A 16,056-nucleotide genomic window follows, 5' to 3' on the forward strand; every position below is an offset into this window, starting at 1 on the left:
GCCGGTGCGCACTGTGAGGAGGGCCGCGGGGAGGGCGTCGGTGCCGGTGAGGGCGTACGGCGTGGTCTACGACCCGTCCTCCGTCAGCCCCCTCGACAGCGCCCCCGTTCCGCCGCGGTGTGACGGGACGCACGTTCCGCCGCAACGATCACGCGGTCCGGGGTGTCCCCCGGGGGCCCTGTGCGCGCACGACCCCCGGTCGCCTGTGCCTTCCTCGGCATTTATTGCGTACGAACAATCGCTCGCCTGACGCTACCGTGACGCCGTGACGACTCAGGTGATCGTGCTCAATGGGGGTTCCAGCTCGGGCAAGTCCGGGATCGTGCGCTGTCTGCAGGCGGTCCTGCCGGATCCGTGGCTGGCCTTCGGGATCGACGGGTTCGTCGAGTCGATGCCCGCCTCGCTCCAGTCCTCCGGCACGGGCATCGAGTTCGCGGCGGACGGCGGAGTGAGCGTGGGCGAGGAGTTCACGCGTCTGGAGGCGGCCTGGCGGGCCGGGGTCGCCGCGACGGCCTGGGCGGGCGCCCGGGTGATCGTCGACGACGTGTTCCTGGGCGGCGCGCACTCGCAGGAACGGTGGCGGAAGTCGCTGGACGGACTGGACGTGCTGTGGGTCGGCGTCCGGTGCGAAGCGGAGGTGGCCGCGGGGCGGGAGATCGTCCGGGGCGACCGCTCGCGGGGGATGGCCGAGAAGCAGGCGGAACTCGTCCACCAGGGCGTGGTCTACGACATCGAGGTCGACACCACCCACACCGAGGCCCTGGACTGCGCGCGCGCCATCGCCGAGGCGGTCGTCAGCGGTTCCCCGTGAGGTGCGCGAACACCACCACGTTCCCCCGGTAACCGGTCGAGCGCGAGTAGCCCCCGCCGCAGGTGATCACCCGCAGCTCGGGCCTGCTCGCGGCCCCGTACACCTTCTCGTCGGGGAAGTCCTTCGCGCCGTACACCTCGACCGCGTCCACCGTGAACACCGCGACGCTTCCGTCGCGCCGGTCCACCTCGATCGCGCTGTCCTTCCGGAGGGCGCCGAGGTCGTAGAAGACGGCGGGTCCCTCGGCGTTGTCGACATGCCCGGCGACGATCGCGGTGCCCGTCTCGCCCGGGGTGGTGCCGGCCTCGTACCAGCCGGCGAGGTTCTTCCGGCCGGCCGGCGGGACGTCGAGGCTGCCGCTCCGGGTGAGGGCGAGGCCCATCAGCGGCGCGTCCACGCCGATCGCGGGGATGCGCACACGGTCCGGCGGGGACGGCGGCAGCGCGGGCACCCCGGCTCGGCCGCCGGTGCCCCCTGTGCGGGAGTGCGCCTGGGCCGCGGACGGCTGCGGCGGGGCATGCGTCTCGGCGCCGCTGCGCAGCAGCCACGCGCCGGTGCACAGGGCCACCACGGTGACGCCCGCTATGACGGTGTTGCCGAAGCTGCGCTTGCGCACGGGAACCTCCTCCTCGACGGCCTGCCCGTCCCCCTCCGGGCCGCGAGGGGCGTCGGACCCGGAGGGGGAGGGGACATGCGGTACCGGCGGACGGACAGCGGAGGGTGTCCGTCAGATCCCGTCGCCTCTCGCCCGGCGATGCAGGAGCCAGGTACCGCCCGCGGCGGCGACGGCGAGAGCCGCCACACCGGCCGCGGTCTGCACGGGATCGGGGCCCAGAGCGCCACCGACCCCCGTCTTCACACTTCCTCTGGGATGCACCGGCTGACGCTGCGAGGTCAGCGTGACCACCAGGTCACCGGTCACCCGGCGGCCGCCCTCCGCGCAGGTCGCGGCGATCTCGTACGTCCCCGGCTGCGCGCTCGACGGCACCCGGAACTGTCCGATCGCGTCACCCTCGTGCGTGCTGGGCGCCAGCGTGAACGAGTCCGCGCCCACCGCGCTGGCGTCCCCCTGCGCGGTACCGCCGTCCCCGCACGCGGCCGTGTTCACCGTGACCTGACCGCCCGGCACCGCGGACGACGGGAAGATCTCGAGACCGTCCGAGTCCCCCGCGTACGCGGGCGCACAGACGAGACCCGCGGCGACGACGAGCGCGCTGCCGGTCAGCAGCCGGGCGGTGGGGCGCATGATGCTCCTTCGAGCTCTCGAGGGGATCCCTGCCTTCGAGGTAAGTGGCAGTGGGCCGAGCCCGCTTCCTGAGAGTTCGTCAGAAATGTGGTGAATGGGTGTCAGGTCACTGCGCCCCGGGCCGGTTCGGCCGGAGTTTCAGCAGGTCATCGCCGTACGGCGGGCGGGTCGCCGAAGAGAACCCGAAGAGTGCGGGGCGCGCGTGTGAACGGGTGACCCGTCGCCCCTGATCCGTGCTTGACCTCAACTTTGGTCGAGGTATCAGGCTGTCCCTCATGCAGACAGACACCGCTCCTCTCCGCGTCGCCCTGGTCATCGGCAGCAACCGCCACGGCCGCTTCGGCCCTGTCGTCGCCGACTGGCTCCTCGACCGCCTCCGGGACCGCGACGACCTGGTCCCCGACATCGTGGACGTGGCCGCGACCGACTTGCCCATGACCATGGCGCCGAGCCCCGAGGCGACCGCCGCCCTCGCCGCGGTGACCCCGAAACTCGCGTCGGCGGACGCCTTCGTGGTCCTCACCCCCGAGTACAACCACTCGTACCCGGCCGGCCTGAAGAACCTGATCGACTGGCACTTCACGGAGTGGCAGGCCAAGCCGGTGGCCCTCGTCTCGTACGGCGGCATCTCGGGCGGCCTGCGAGCGGTGGAACACCTCCGCCAGGTCTTCGCCGAACTCCACGCGGTGACGGTCAGGGACACGGTGAGCTTCCACAACGCCGGGGGTTCCTTCGCCGACGGCCGCCCGAAGGATCCGTCGGGCCCGGACGCCGCGGCGAAGACGATGCTGGACCAGCTGGTGTGGTGGGGGCGGGTGCTGAGGGAGGGGAGGGCCGCCATGCCGTACGGAGGGTGAACGGCCGGCGGTCGGGGATGTCGCGCCGGGCTCTCGTGTCGGCGCTACGGTGAGGCGATGGGCATGGAACAGCGCATCACCCTGATCACGCTGGGCGTCTCGGACCTGGCCCGCTCCAAGGCCTTCTACGAGGCTTTGGGCTGGCGGGGCCAGGAGGTCGCGGAGACCGTCTTCTTCCAGGCCGGGGGGCTGGGCCTGGTCCTGTGGAGCCGGGAGAAACTGGCGGCGGACTGCGGCCTCGAACCGGGCCCGGCGTACGGCTTCGGCGGCATCGCCCTCGCCCACAACGTCCGTTCGGAGGCGGAGGTCGACGCCCTCCTCGCGAAGGTGGCGGAGGCGGGCGGCACCATCACCAAACCCGCCGCGGTGAACGAGATCGGCTTCTACTCCAGCGCCTTCACGGACCCGGACGGCCACGCCTGGGAGCTGGCGTACAACCCCGGCTTCCCTCTGGCGGAGGACGGCACCCTCACCCTTCCGGACTTCGGCTAGGGCCCGCTCCGATTGCGTCGCCGCCGGTCACCCGGGGAGTGCGTGCAGCCCCTGTCTCGAAGCCGTCGGCCTGGTCCGCGGGACAGGGGCCTGGACCGCGACGAGCGCTTCCTCCACGACCCGCATGCCCACTGCCGCGAGCGTGGGGTTCTTCCCGCCCCGAAGCGCAGGGCCCCTCCGCGCCCCCCGCCTCCGCGGCGTCGGTCCGGTCCGGTCTGCCGGACCGGGCCCAGTCCTGGCCTAGGGCGCGGCGATCGCTTCTTGCAGGGCTCGCATGCCCACGGCGGCGAGCACGGGGTTCTTTCCGCCCCGGTAGTAGTGCGCTGCGCCCACCCCGAAGCGCAGGGCCCAGCCGCGCCCCCGCTCCCAGGTGGCGTCGTCGACGGCGGCCGCCGCGCGGAACACCTCGCGGCTCTCGCCGTCGAACAGCGTCCACGCCGGCAGCATGTCCGCCGCCGGGTCCCCGCTCCCGAGGCAGCCGAAGTCGATGACCGCGGTGAGTCGGCCGTTCTCGGTGAGCAGGTTGCCGGGCAGGAGATCGGCGTGGAGCCAGACGGGTTCCCCTTCCCACCGGGGCAGTTGGAGCGTCTCGTCCCAGAGCCGGGTCGCGCGGTCGGCGTCTAGGACTCCGTCGGTGTCGAGGTCACGGATCGCGAGCCGGGCGTAGTCGTCACGCCCGTGGAGGTGCCCACCACGGACGGACGTCGGCGCACCGGTGGCGTCGACCTCTCGTAGCGCGACGAGGAACCGCCCCAACTCGACGGCGGCCTCCGTGCGTTCGCGGATCGGTGAGTCGTAGGCGTTGGCCCCGGCCAGCCACCGGTACACGCCCCACGGCAGCCCGTACCCCCGCGCCGGCTCCCCCAGCGCCAACGGCTCCGGCACGGCCAGCGGCAGCTGCGGTGCCAGACCGGGCAACCACCGGTGTTCCAAGGAGATCTGCCCCGCCCCACCGGGCAACCGGGGCAGCCGTACGACCAAGTCGTCCCCGAGCCGGTACATCGCGTTGTCGGTCCCGGAGGACTCGACCCGGCTCACGGAAAGTCCGTCCCACTCCGGAAACTGATCCGCGATCAGCCCCTCGACCAGCGCCGCGTCGATGTCGAGCTCGTCGGCGTGCATCTTCGTGGTGGCGGCGGACATGCGGCTCCAAGAGAAGGGGGGGTAGGTGCGCATCGGCGGTGGAGCGTAACCGCGTGCCCGAGCCCCATGCCATCGCTTTTCGTCAGCCCTCCCGGCCGGAGAACCTCTCCGCGAGCGCGCGATGCCGTGCCGCGACCTGCCGGGCCTCGGCGGGGGTGACGGACGAGCCCGGCAGCCGGCCGAGACGCTCGATCTCGTCGGCGAAGCGCAGATGCTCCGAGCGGGCGTGATCCCGGCAGGGCAGGCAGGTCACGTGGTCCGGTCGCGGCGAGGTCATGGCGTACGGCACCCGCAGCCCGCACCCGGTGGCGACGACGCTCGGCAGGTCCCCGGCCAGGCCGAAGGTGGCCGCGAGCATGTTGCGGACGGCGGCCTCGCCACGGACCACCTTCACCTCGACATGGATGTGCGGGTCGTCCTCGCTCAACCGTCCTCCTCCGCCCATGCGTACGGCCGCCCAGGATCCCCGGGCGGCCGTGTCACAAGCAAGAGCCCTCAGTTCACGTTCACCGCGCTCCAGGCCGCCGCCACCGCGTTGTACTCCGTGCTGCCCGCGCCGTACAGATCCTTCGCCGCGTTCAGTGTGGCCGTCCGCGCCCCCGCGTAGTTCGTCGAGGACGTCATGTAGACCGTCAGCGCCCGGTACCAGATGGCGCCCAGCTTGTCGCGGCCGATCCCGGTGACCGTGGAGCCGTTGGAGGTGGGGGAGTTGTAGCTGACGCCGTTGATCGTCTTGGCGCCGCTGCCCTCCGCCAGCAGATACGCGAAGTGGTTCGCGACGCCGGAGGAGTAGTGGACGTCGAGGTTGCCGACCGAGCTGCTCCAGGAGTCGGCGGAGCTGCCGTCCTTGGAGGGCTTGTCCATGTAGCGCAGGGCGTCGCGTCCGAAGCCGGAGCGGACGATCTTCTCGCCGATCAGATAGTCGCCGGTGTCCGAGGAGTTGCCCGCGTAGAACTCCACCAGCGTGCCGAAGATGTCGGAGGTCGCCTCGTTGAGGCCGCCCGACTCGCCCGAGTACGTCAGCGCCGCCGTCTTCGAGGTCACGCCGTGGGACATCTCGTGGCCCGCCACGTCCAGCGACACCAGCGGACCGAGCTGGGTCCCGTCACCGTCGCCGTACGTCATGCAGAAGCAACTGTCGTCCCAGAAGGCGTTGTTGTAGTTCGTGCCGTAGTGGACGCGGTTGTAGGAGCCCTTGCCGTCCCCGCCGATGCCGTTCCTGCCGTGGACGTTCTTGTAGTAGTCCCAGGTGACGTCGGTGCCGTACTGCGCGTCGACCGCCGCCGTGGCTCGGTCCGAAGTCGCCCCCGTGCCCCAGTGGTTGTCGGCGTCGGTGAACAGGGTCGCGGGCGCCCGGCTGATGCAGATGTTCAGGAAGCACAGGTCGGTCTTGTTGGCCGCGTCGCCGGTGTAGGTGTTCCCGCGGGTCGCGTCCTTCAGCTGGTACGTCGACCCCGACTGCGTCGTCTGCAGCGAAACCGTCCCGCTGTACAGCGACTTGCCGTCGCCGGCCGCCTGCTCGATGCTGTCCCACGCGTCGATCTGCGCACCCGTCCGCGCGTCCGTGAGCACCGTCCGTGCCACCGGGTTGCCGAGGGAGTCCTGTGCGGCGGCGTTCGTCTGCCAGGCCAGCTTCGGCGCCCCGTGCAGGGCGTCGACGACCAGCTGCGGCTTGGCGGTCAGCTTCTTCAGTGTCTCGCCGAGGTTGGCCGCCTTGAGGGCGTTCGCCGCGAGGTCGGCCGCCTTCGGGGCGGACAGGGCGGGGGTGACGCTGGAGAGGGATATCGCGCGTTTCGTGGCGCGCGAGGAGCTCTTGTACGCCCCGTCCGGCGCCAGGTGGACCACGAAGTCGCCGCCCAGTACGGGCAGTTGGCGGTAGGTACGGTCGTAGCGGACGTGCTGGGTGCCGTCGGCGTCGACGATCACGTCACGGACCTTCGTGTCCTGGGCGGAGGTGAGGCCCAGCGCCGAGGCCCGGTCGGCCAGGACGGAGGCGGCGTTCTCGAGCGCGGTGGCCCTGGTCGGCCTGTCGGCCGCACCGGCGGCGGGGGAGAGGGCGGCGGCCAGCAGGGTGGCGGCGGTGGCGGCGACTCCGGCGGTGGCGAGACGGCGGGAACGGGCACCTCGGACGTACGGCCGTATCCGACTCATCGGTCTCCTCTGAAAGGCGCCAACGCGGCGCGTGGGGGTGGCGCGGACGTTGACCAAGATTTAAGAGGTCATGACAAGCCGTGTCCATACCGTGTCACGTGCAGGTTTGTGAGGGGAGAGAATCGTTTCTGTGACTCCTGCCGGCCTCCCGTTCTTCGTCTACGGCACGCTCCGCCCCGGCGAGGCCAACCACGACCTCTTCCTGCGCGGCCGTATCCGCTCCGAGGGACCGGGCCGACTCACCGGCGCGCTGCTCTACGACGGCCCCGGCTATCCGTACGCCGTCGAGGAACCGGGCGGCGGACCGGTTTTCGGCGAGCTCGTGACCGCCGGCGCCGAGGAGTACGACGAACTGCTCGCCACCCTGGACGAGTTGGAGGAGTACGCCCCGGGCGACCCGCGCAACCTCTACGAACGGGTCGCGCGTGAGGTGACCAGGACCGCCGACGGCACGGCCGTGCGCGCATGGGTGTACGTGGCCGCGCCCTCCGTCACGGCCGGCCTGCGGGCACGCGGCAAGCTGATCGAGAGCGGCGACTGGCTGTCCCGCCGCTGAGCGGTGCGAGCGACCGCCCGCACGGGGGCCGGGGCCGAGCCGGGCTGCCGCCGCCGACCCTGACGGAAAGGGCACGGCTCCGGCGCACCGTCTCGGCGTCCGCCTTGGCACACCGGCCCTGGTACACCGGCTCGGCGTCTGCCCCCGGCGTTCCGGGCCCGGTCTCCGCCCTGGCGCATCAGCCCCGGCGTTTTACCGGCTGGGCCTCCGCCCTGGCGCTCCGGCCGGGTGTCCGTCCTGGCACACCTGCCTTGGCGCACCGGCCCGGCCTCCGCTCCGGTGCATCGGCTCGCGTCTGCCCCGGGGCGTTCCTGCCTTTGCTCCGGTACACCGGTCCGGCGTACCGGCTGGGCGTGCGTCCCGGTGCATCGGCCCGGCGTACCGGGCTGCGTCTGCCCTGGCGCACCGTCCCGGCGTACCGCCCCGGCGTACCGCCCCAGCGCAGCGGTCCGGCGCATGGCCCTCATACGCCGGTCCGGCGCACGGTTCTGACGCACTGGCCCGGCGCACCGTCTCGGCGTCTGCCTTGGCACACCGGCCCCGGCGCACCGTCTCGGCGTCTGCCTTGGCACACCGGCCCCGGTGCACCGTCTCGGCGTCTGCCCCCGGGCGTTCCGGGCCGGGTCTCCGCCCTGGCGCATCAGCCCCGGCGTTTTACCGGCTGGGCGTCCGCCCTGGTGTACCGGCTCGGCATCGGCCCGGCGTACGTCCCAGCGCAGCGGTCCGGCGTATGGCTCTCATACGCCGGTCCGGCGCACGGTTCTGACGCACTGGCCCGGCGCACCGTCTCGGCGTCTGCCTTGGCACACCGGCCCCGGTGCACCGGCTCGGCGTCTGCCCCCGGGCGTTCCGGGCCGGGTCTCCGCCCTGGCGCATCAGCCCCGGCGTTTTACCGGCTGGGCGTCCGCCCTGGTGTACCGGCTCGGCATCGGCCCGGCGTACGTCCCAGCGCAGCGGTCAGGCGCACGGCCCTCATACGCCGGTCAGCGCACGGTCCTGATGCACTGGCCCGGCGTACCGGCTCGGCGTCCGCCCCGGCGCATCAGCCCCGCGCACCACCGCAGCGCGACGCCCCAGAGGCTCGCCTCCACCCCCACCAGCCGCACATCCCCTACGACTTGACCGCCTCCACCCGCACCGCGCACGCCTTGAACTCCGGCATCCGTGACGTCGGGTCCAGGGCCGGATTGGTGAGGGTGTTGGCGCGGCCCTCGCCGTACCAGTGGAACGGCATGAAGACGGTGTCCGGACGGATGCCGAGCGTGATGCGGGCCGGTGCCACGGCTCGTCCGCGCCGTGAGACCACGGCGACCGGGTCGCCCTCGGCCGCCCCCAGCCGCTCCGCGAGCCGCGGGTGCAGCTCCACGAACGGCCCCGGCGCGGCGGCGTTCAGCTCGTCCACCCGGCGGGTCTGCGCCCCGGACTGGTACTGCGCCACGACCCGGCCGGTCGTCAGCAGCACCGGGTACTCCTCGTCGGGCTCCTCCGCGATCGCCCGGTGCGAGACGGGGACGAAGCGGGCCCGGCCGTCCGGGGTGGCGAAGCGGTCCAGGAAGAGGCGCGGAGTGCCTGGGTGCACCACCATGTCCTCGGTCGGACACGGCCAGAACACGCCGTTCTCCTCCGCCAGCCGCCGGTAGGTGATCCCGGAGTAGTCGGCAGGGCCCCCCGCGCTCGCCCGGCGCAGCTCCTCGAAGACCTCCTCGGGGTCGGTCGGGAAGCCCTTCTCCACCCCGAGGCGGTCGGCGAGTTCGTGCATGACCTCCAGGTCGCTGCGGATGCCGTCCGGCGCCGTGATCGCCTGCCGGCGCAGCAGCACCCGCCCCTCCAGGTTGGTGGTCGTGCCCGTCTCCTCGGCCCACTGCGTGACCGGCAGGACCACGTCCGCCAGGGCGGCCGTCTCCGAGAGGACGACGTCACAGACGGCAAGGAAGTCCAGGGACTTGATGCGCTCCTCGATGTGCGCGGCGTGCGGTGCCGACACCACCGGGTTGGAGCCCATCAGCAGCAGCGACTTGATGTCCGTGCCGAGCGCGTCGAGCAACTCGTAGGCGCTGCGACCCGGCCCGGGGAGCGAGTCGGGGTCCACGCCCCACACCTCGGCGACATGCGCCCGTGCCGCCGGGTCGTCCAGCTTGCGGTAGCCGGGCAACTGGTCGGCCTTCTGGCCGTGTTCGCGCCCGCCCTGTCCGTTGCCCTGCCCGGTCAGACAGCCGTATCCGCTGTACGGCCGACCCGCGCGCCCGGTCGCCAGGCACAGGTTGATCCACGCGCTCACGGTGTCGGTGCCCTTGGACTGCTGCTCGGGCCCGCGCGCGGTGAGCACCATCGCCGTCTCGGGCTCGCAGAACATCCGTACGGTCTCCCGGAGCTGGGGCACCGGAACGCCGGTGATCCGCTCCACGTACTCCGGCCAGTGGGCCATCGCGGCGGCCCGCGCGTCCTCCCAGCCGGCCGTGCGCTCACGGACGTACTCCTCGTCGACCAGCCCCTCGGCGACGACCAGGTGCAGCAGACCGAGCGCCAGCGCGAGGTCCGTCCCCGGCCGGGGCATCAGATGCAGGTCGGCCTGTTCGGCGGTCTTGGTGCGGCGCGGGTCGATGACGATCAACGTGCCGCCGTTCTCCCTCAGTTCGGTGAAGAACCGCAAGGACGGCGGCATGGTCTCGGCGAGGTTCGAGCCGACGAGGATCACACACCCGGACTTCGGGATGTCCTCGAGCGGGAAGGGCAGCCCCCGGTCCAGGCCGAAGGCCTTCATGCCGCCGGCCGCCGCGGACGACATGCAGAAGCGCCCGTTGTAGTCGATCTGCGAGGTGCCGAGGACGACCCGCGCGAACTTGCCGAGCGTGTACGCCTTCTCGTTCGTCAGGCCGCCCCCGCCGAAGACCCCGCACGCGTCCGGGCCATGCTCCGCGCGCGTGCGGGACAGCCCCTCGGCGATCCGGTCCAGCGCCTCGTCCCAGCCGGCGGGCACGAGTGTGCCCCCGGAGCGCACCAACGGGGAGGTCAGGCGCACCCGGGACGAGAGCACCGCGGGTGCCGTACGGCCCTTGCCGCACAGCGCCCCCCGGTTCACCGGGAAGTCCGCGCGCTCGCTCACCTCGACGGTCCCGTCCGGAGCGGGGGTCAGGTTCATGCCGCACTGCAGGGCGCAGTACGGGCAGTGCGTGGGCGTCGCGGTGTTCTGCATGCCTTTCAGCGTGCTTCGGCCGTGTTACGCCGAGGACGGCTCCGTGTTACGCGGCCAAGACGGCGACCTCCCGATCGGCGCCCGGGAGCGGTGAGGCGCATACTCGCCCACCTGAGAGTCGTCGCAGGGCGGTACGGAAGTTGCCTGCGATGTGAAAGACGCCACATGTGGCGCATTCCGTTGCGTGTTTGGCCGAGCACGCATTGTTGAGTGTTGAAAAACTGCGGCTACTGTCGAGCGCGGATCCAGCTTGGCGCCAGGCAAACCGTCATGCGATAAGCCAGCCAGGAGGTTCCCCCAGCATGTCTCTGCGCCATTTGGCCCCCCGCGACCGGTACTTCTTCCGGGTCTACGGCCACGGCCCCGCCGTCCCCGTCCCCGACCCGCTCGTCCACCGCGCCGTCGAGCGCCACGCGGCCGCCACCCCGCGCGCCGCGGCCGCCGAACACGCCGGCGCGACGATCACCTACGGCGAGCTCGACCGGTACGCCGACGCCCTCGCCACCCGCCTGATCCGCGAGGGCGTACGGCCCGGTGACCACGTCGGACTCTTCGTGCGCCGCTCCATCCCGATGCTCGTCGGCCTGCTCGGCATCCTGAAGGCGGGCGCCGCCTACGTCCCCCAGGACATCGGCCTCGCGCCCCCGGCCCAGCTCGCCCACGTGATCCGCACCGCCCGCACCCGGATCGTCCTGACCCTCACCGAGCACGCGGCCCGCGTCCCGCGGGGCCCCCACGTGATCACCCTCGACGAACCGCTGCCGTACGAGCCGGCGAGCGCGCCCCCGCCGACCGTGCGCCCCGATGGCGGCTGCTACGTCCTGTTCACCTCCGGCACCACCGGAAGCCCCAACGGCGTGAAGGTCACCCACCGCAACGTCGCGGGCCTCCTCCTCACCGAACCCGGCGGCCTCGGCATCCGCCCCGGCGACCGCGTGGCCCACCTGCTCAACGTGGCCTTCGACATGGCGGCCTGGGAGATCCTCGGCTGCCTCACCCACGGCGGCACCCTCGTCATCCGTGGCCGGGACATCACCGCGACGGCCCGTACGGCCGACGTCCTGATCGCCACGCCGACCGTCCTGTCCGGCATCGACCCGGCCGTCTGCCCGCGCGTCCGCACGGTCGCCGTCGCCGGAGAGCCCTGCCCGCGCCCCCTCGCCGACCGCTGGGCCCGCCAGGCCGCCTTCTACAACTGCTGCGGCCCGACCGAGACGACCATCGTCAACACGATGAGCCGCCACGACCCGGCGGCCCCCCTGCTGACCATCGGCCGCCCCACCCCCAACAACACGGTCTACGTCCTGGACGCCGACCGTCGCCCGCTGCCCATCGGCGCGGTCGGCGAGATGTGGGCGGGCGGTGACGGTGTCTCGGCGGGCTACCTGGACAACCCCGTGCTGAACGCCGAGCGCTATGCCCCCGACCCCTTTCTCGGCGGCGACCACCGTATGTTCCGCACCCGCGACCTCGGCCGCTGGACCCCCGACGGCGAGCTCGAACACCTCGGCCGCACCGACGACCAGGTCAAGGTCCGCGGCTTCCGGGTCGAACTCGACTCCGTCTCCTCGGTCCTGGAATCGGTCGAGGGCTGCGCCCGCGCGGTGACCCTGAAGCGGGATGCGCGGACCCTGGTGTCGTTCGTCTGCCCGGCGGACGTGGACCCCGACGCGGCGAGGCGGGCGGTGGCGGAGGCGTTGCCGTATTACTGCGTGCCCGAGAGTGTCATGACCCTGACACACCTACCGGAGACCGACCGCGGCAAGATCGACAAGCAGGCGCTGCTGCGGATGGCCGACGAGCGCTTGGCGGTGGCCCGATGACGACCGCACCCGTGCGCGAGACGACCGACCTCCCACCCCTCACCTCCGCGGCGAGGCGGCTCCTGAAGCACCCGCGGCTGATGCACTACAACCGGTTGGCCGGACTGGTGATCGCGGCCAACCTGGCCTTCCTGTGGGCGGGTTGGCCGCTGTCGACGCAGACCCTTGGCCACGCGGCGCTCGCCAACCTCGCCCTCACCGTGATCGTCCGCCAGCAGTATGTCGTCAACCTCTTCTTCCGGCTGGCCACTTGGCCCCCGACGACCTGGCCGCTGAAGATCCGCTGGACGCTCGGGAAGGTCTACCACTTCGGCGGACTGCACGTCGGCGGAGCACTGGCCGGGACGGCCTGGTTCCTGGCGCTGACGGTCACGACACCCAACGGCCCCCTGACGGCGGTCGGCTGGACCCTGCTGGCCCTCCTCGCACTCATCGTCGCCACCGCCCTGCCCCCGTTCCGCTCCCGCCACCACGACCACTTCGAGAAGATCCACCGCTTCGGCGGCTGGACGGCCCTCGCCCTGTTCTGGACGCACACCCTGCTGTCGTCCGCGGGACCGGCGTCACTGGCGGTGCTCGCAATGGTCACCTTCAGCGTGGCGCTGCCCTGGCTACGGCTGCGCAAGGTGGCCGTACGCCTCGAACGCCCCTCCTCCCACGTCGTGCTGGCCCGCTTCGACCACGGCGAGACCCCCTTCGCGGGCTCCTCCACCGCGATCAGCCGCAGCCCGCTGAGGGAATGGCACTCCTTCGCCAACGTCCCCGCACCCGGCGAGCCCGGTTTCCGGCTCACCATCTCCCGGGCCGGGGACTGGACGGGCGCCTTCATCGACGACCTCCCGGCGAAGGTCTGGGTGAAGGGCATCACCACGGCCGGAGTCGCCAACATCGAGACCCTGTTCACGAAGGTGGTCTACGTGGCGACCGGCAGCGGCATCGGCCCCTGCCTGCCCCACCTCCTCGCCGCCGAGGTCCCCTCCCGCCTGGTCTGGGCGACCCGCGACCCCCGCACCACCTACGGCGACGCCCTCGTCGACGAGATCCTCGCCGTCCAGCCGCACGCCCTGGTCTGGGACACCTCACGGCGCGGCAAGCCCGACATGGTGCGCCTCGCGTACGAGGCCTACCGGGACTTCGGCGCCGAGGCGGTCATCTGCATCTCCAACAAGAGGCTGACCTGGCAGGTGGTGCACGGCCTGGAACGGCGGGGGATCCCGGCGTACGGCGCGATCTGGGACTCCTAGAAGGGGACGTCGATGAACAACCTGAAGCTCGAACGGCACGGCGGGGTCGTGACCGTACGTCTGCACCGCCCGCACGTCCGCAACGCGCTCAGCTCCGAGTTGCTGTCCGAACTCCTCGGCGTCCTGCGCCCGTTGGACGAGGACCCCGAGGTCGGCTGCTACGTCGTCACCGGCTCGGAACGGGTCTTCGCGGCGGGAGCCGACATCAGGGAGATGGCCGCGAAGTCGGCCGTGGACATGGCGGCCGAGGACTACTTCGCCGCGTGGGAGGAGTTCGCGGATCTGAGCACCCCGAAGATCGCCGCCGTCAACGGCCATGCGCTGGGCGGAGGGTGCGAACTGGCGATGATGTGCGATCTCGTCATCGCGGGGGAGTCGGCCGTCTTCGGACAGCCGGAGATCAAGCTGGGCGTGATCCCGGGCATCGGCGGCACCCAGCGCCTGACCCGCCTGGTCGGCCACGCGAAGGCGATGGACCTGGTCCTCACCGGCCGCACGATGGACGCGCGGGAGGCGGGACGCTGCGGTCTCGTCTCCCGGGTCGTACCGGACGACCGGGTCCTGCCGGAGGCCCTGGAGGCGGCCGCGACGATCGCGTCGTACGGGCGTACGGCGGTCAGGGCGGCCCGTGAGTGCGTGCACCAGGCCCTCGAGACCGGCCTGCGCGACGGCATCCGCTTCGAACGCCGGGTCTTCCACGCCCTGTTCGCGACGGCCGACCAGAAGGAGGGCATGACCGCGTTCCTCGAGAAACGCGCCCCGCGCTTCACCGGTCGGTGACGGCGCGCCCGGGAGGCGGGGCGCCGCGCCCCGCCTCCCGGGTCACCTCAGCAGCCTCAACGGCGGGCCGAGGCCAGCGCGTCCGTCACACCCGGCTCCTTCGGCCCCAGGAACCGCGGATCCGGCCGGAGCACCACGTCCACAGCCGCCTTGCCGGCCGCGAAGAGCTCGCGGGTGCCGCCGTAGTACCAGGTGGCGTCGTGCTTGGCCTCGACACCGATGCCGTACGACGTGACACCCGCCGCCTGGCAGAGCGCGACCGCGCGCCGGATGTGGAACCCCTGGCTGATGAGCACCGCCCTGTGGACGCCGAAGATCTTCCTGGCGCGGACGCAGGAGTCCCAGGTGTCGAAACCGGCGTAGTCGCTGACGATCCGCGTGTCCGGCACGCCGTGGCGGGTCAGGTACGCGCGCATGGCGTCGGGCTCGTCGTAGTCCTCACGGCTGTTGTCGCCGGTGACGAGGACGACCTCGATCCGGTTCTCCCGGTACAGCTTCGCCGCCGCGTCGAGCCGATGGGCGAGATACGGCGACGGCTCGCCGTCCCACAGCCCGGCTCCGAAGACGACGGCCACCTCGGTGCGCGGCACGTCGGCCGTCGTCCGCAGCCGGTCACCCGTCACGACGTACATCCAGGTCGACGGCAGCAGCGCGAGCACACACCCCGCCATCACGGCCTGCACGAGCCTGCGCCGCCCGGCACGCGTGCGTGGCAGGCGGGGTCTGCGCACCCTCGGCAGTCGCATGGACGGTCCTTCCCCGGTCGACCCTTCGACAACGAGAGACGTACCGGCAGGCCGATCGGTTCGCCCGGCGGTGCGTGACCAGGCTCACTGCCCTACGAGAATGCGCAGGTCACACCGCCTCACACCGCCGCGCCCCGCATGGTGAACCGTCGGAAAGCACGCGTTATTGCCGTGAAACGGGGTGGCAACCTCAGGCCGTCACCATCGTTCCATGAACCGGATCAGCAGCCAGCCCGGCCTCGTCTCCCTCGACGACAGGCGCCGCCCCGAGCCGCCGGCGCTCGTCCTGGTGGCCCACGGCAGCCGCGACCCGCGCACCCTGAACACGGTCCACAGGCTCCTGGACCAGGTCCGCGAGCAGCGCCCCGGCCTGCCGGTGCACCTGGGCCACATCGAGCTGAACGAACCCCTGCTGCCGGACACACTGGCCTCCCTGGGTACGGCGGAGGCGGTCCTGGTCCCGCTGTTGCTCAGCCGCGGCTACCACGTGAAGCGCGACATCCCGGAGATGGCGGCGGCCTCCGCGGCACGCGCGCGCGTGGCCGCCCCGCTGGGCCCGCACCCGCTGCTCGTGGAGACCCTGCACGCTCGCCTGATCGAGGCGGGCTGGAGCACGGACGAGGAGACCCGCCGCACCAGCGCGGTGGTCCTTGCGGCGGCGGGCTCCCGCGACCCCGACTCGGCCGTGGACACCCGCCGCACGGCTCACCTTCTGTCGGCCCGCCTGGGCGTCCCGGTGGTCCCGGCCTACGCCTCCGCGGCGACCCCGACGGTCGACACGGCGATCCGCGCACTGGCGGCGCGAGGTCGCGACAGGGTGGCGGTGGCGTCGTACTTCACGGCCCCGGGTCTGTTCGCGACCCAGTGCGCGGGGAAGGCCCCATGGATCGCCTCGGCCCCCCTGGGCACCCACCCCGCGATGGCGGACCTGATCCTGCACCGCTACGACCAGGTCGCCGGCCGAAGGGGCGCGACCAGCCCCGAACTGCCCGCACTCGCCGTGTGACAGCACCC

Annotated in this window: 15 protein-coding genes; 8 read left to right on the top strand and 7 right to left on the bottom strand. The window is 72.2% G+C overall.

Annotation, left to right across the window (positions count from 1 at the left end; all coding sequences use genetic code 11):
- Positions 1–265 precede the first annotated feature (265 nt).
- A complete protein-coding gene (gene cpt, locus AQJ46_RS11500) occupies positions 266–811 on the top strand; it encodes a chloramphenicol phosphotransferase CPT (RefSeq protein WP_059205455.1) in 546 nt (181 codons plus the stop codon).
- Here cpt and AQJ46_RS11505 read toward each other — a convergent pair.
- Positions 795–1,427 carry a class F sortase gene (locus AQJ46_RS11505; protein WP_059205456.1) on the bottom strand — a complete coding sequence of 211 codons (633 nt, stop codon included), beginning with the start codon at positions 1,425–1,427 and terminating at the stop codon, positions 795–797. The two genes, cpt and AQJ46_RS11505, sit on opposite strands and share 17 nt — an antisense overlap.
- A gap of 111 nt (positions 1,428–1,538) precedes the next feature.
- On the bottom strand, positions 1,539–2,057 hold the full coding sequence (locus AQJ46_RS11510) for a hypothetical protein (RefSeq protein WP_059205457.1): 519 nt from the start codon (positions 2,055–2,057) through the stop codon (positions 1,539–1,541).
- 275 nt (positions 2,058–2,332) lie between these two features.
- Here AQJ46_RS11510 and AQJ46_RS11515 point away from each other — a divergent pair, with 275 nt between their 5' ends.
- Entirely contained in the window at positions 2,333–2,914 is a 582-nt protein-coding gene (locus tag AQJ46_RS11515; RefSeq protein ID WP_059205458.1) for an NADPH-dependent FMN reductase, read from the top strand.
- A gap of 63 nt (positions 2,915–2,977) precedes the next feature.
- Complete coding sequence (locus AQJ46_RS11520; RefSeq protein WP_059205838.1) at positions 2,978–3,406, top strand: VOC family protein; 429 nt, start codon at positions 2,978–2,980, stop codon at positions 3,404–3,406.
- Between the two features lie 240 nt (positions 3,407–3,646).
- On the opposite strand, the gene AQJ46_RS11525 is transcribed toward AQJ46_RS11520, so the two are convergent.
- The 3 genes from AQJ46_RS11525 to AQJ46_RS11535 all read right to left on the bottom strand — a co-directional run bounded on the left by AQJ46_RS11525 (position 3,647) and on the right by AQJ46_RS11535 (position 6,700).
- Positions 3,647–4,549 carry an aminoglycoside phosphotransferase family protein gene (locus tag AQJ46_RS11525; RefSeq protein WP_059205459.1) on the bottom strand — a complete coding sequence of 301 codons (903 nt, stop codon included), beginning with the start codon at positions 4,547–4,549 and terminating at the stop codon, positions 3,647–3,649.
- 82 nt (positions 4,550–4,631) lie between these two features.
- On the bottom strand, positions 4,632–4,976 hold the full coding sequence (locus AQJ46_RS11530; RefSeq protein WP_107117245.1) for a hypothetical protein: 345 nt from the start codon (positions 4,974–4,976) through the stop codon (positions 4,632–4,634).
- 68 nt (positions 4,977–5,044) lie between these two features.
- Entirely contained in the window at positions 5,045–6,700 is a 1,656-nt protein-coding gene (locus tag AQJ46_RS11535) for a M4 family metallopeptidase (RefSeq protein WP_059205461.1), read from the bottom strand.
- Between the two features lie 130 nt (positions 6,701–6,830).
- Here AQJ46_RS11535 and AQJ46_RS11540 point away from each other — a divergent pair, with 130 nt between their 5' ends.
- Positions 6,831–7,256, top strand: coding sequence for a gamma-glutamylcyclotransferase family protein (locus AQJ46_RS11540; RefSeq protein ID WP_208616914.1), 426 nt, complete (start codon positions 6,831–6,833; stop codon positions 7,254–7,256).
- A 1,111-nt stretch (positions 7,257–8,367) separates the two neighbouring features.
- Here AQJ46_RS11540 and AQJ46_RS11545 read toward each other — a convergent pair.
- On the bottom strand, positions 8,368–10,449 hold the full coding sequence (locus tag AQJ46_RS11545; protein WP_059205463.1) for a molybdopterin oxidoreductase family protein: 2,082 nt from the start codon (positions 10,447–10,449) through the stop codon (positions 8,368–8,370).
- A gap of 302 nt (positions 10,450–10,751) precedes the next feature.
- On the opposite strand from AQJ46_RS11545, the gene AQJ46_RS11550 reads away from it, so the two are divergent.
- Genes AQJ46_RS11550 through AQJ46_RS11560 form a run of 3 tightly spaced genes read left to right on the top strand, consistent with a single transcriptional unit; the run spans position 10,752 to position 14,296 of the window.
- A complete protein-coding gene (locus tag AQJ46_RS11550) occupies positions 10,752–12,272 on the top strand; it encodes an amino acid adenylation domain-containing protein (RefSeq protein ID WP_059205464.1) in 1,521 nt (506 codons plus the stop codon).
- Positions 12,269–13,516, top strand: a complete 1,248-nt coding sequence (locus AQJ46_RS11555; protein WP_059205465.1) for a ferredoxin reductase domain-containing protein — start codon at positions 12,269–12,271, stop codon at positions 13,514–13,516. Before AQJ46_RS11550 ends, AQJ46_RS11555 begins: the two co-directional genes overlap by 4 nt.
- Before the next feature lie 12 nt (positions 13,517–13,528).
- Positions 13,529–14,296, top strand: coding sequence for an enoyl-CoA hydratase-related protein (locus AQJ46_RS11560; RefSeq protein ID WP_059205466.1), 768 nt, complete (start codon positions 13,529–13,531; stop codon positions 14,294–14,296).
- 56 nt (positions 14,297–14,352) lie between these two features.
- Here the strand turns inward: AQJ46_RS11560 and AQJ46_RS11565 are convergent, their stop codons facing one another.
- Positions 14,353–15,042, bottom strand: a complete 690-nt coding sequence (locus tag AQJ46_RS11565; protein WP_059205467.1) for a SanA/YdcF family protein — start codon at positions 15,040–15,042, stop codon at positions 14,353–14,355.
- A 211-nt stretch (positions 15,043–15,253) separates the two neighbouring features.
- Here AQJ46_RS11565 and AQJ46_RS11570 point away from each other — a divergent pair, with 211 nt between their 5' ends.
- Positions 15,254–16,048, top strand: a complete 795-nt coding sequence (locus AQJ46_RS11570) for a sirohydrochlorin chelatase (RefSeq protein ID WP_059205468.1) — start codon at positions 15,254–15,256, stop codon at positions 16,046–16,048.
- Positions 16,049–16,056 lie beyond the last annotated feature (8 nt).

This window comes from Streptomyces canus (genome assembly GCF_001514145.1).
GTDB classification, from domain to species: Bacteria; Actinomycetota; Actinomycetes; order Streptomycetales; family Streptomycetaceae; genus Streptomyces; species Streptomyces canus.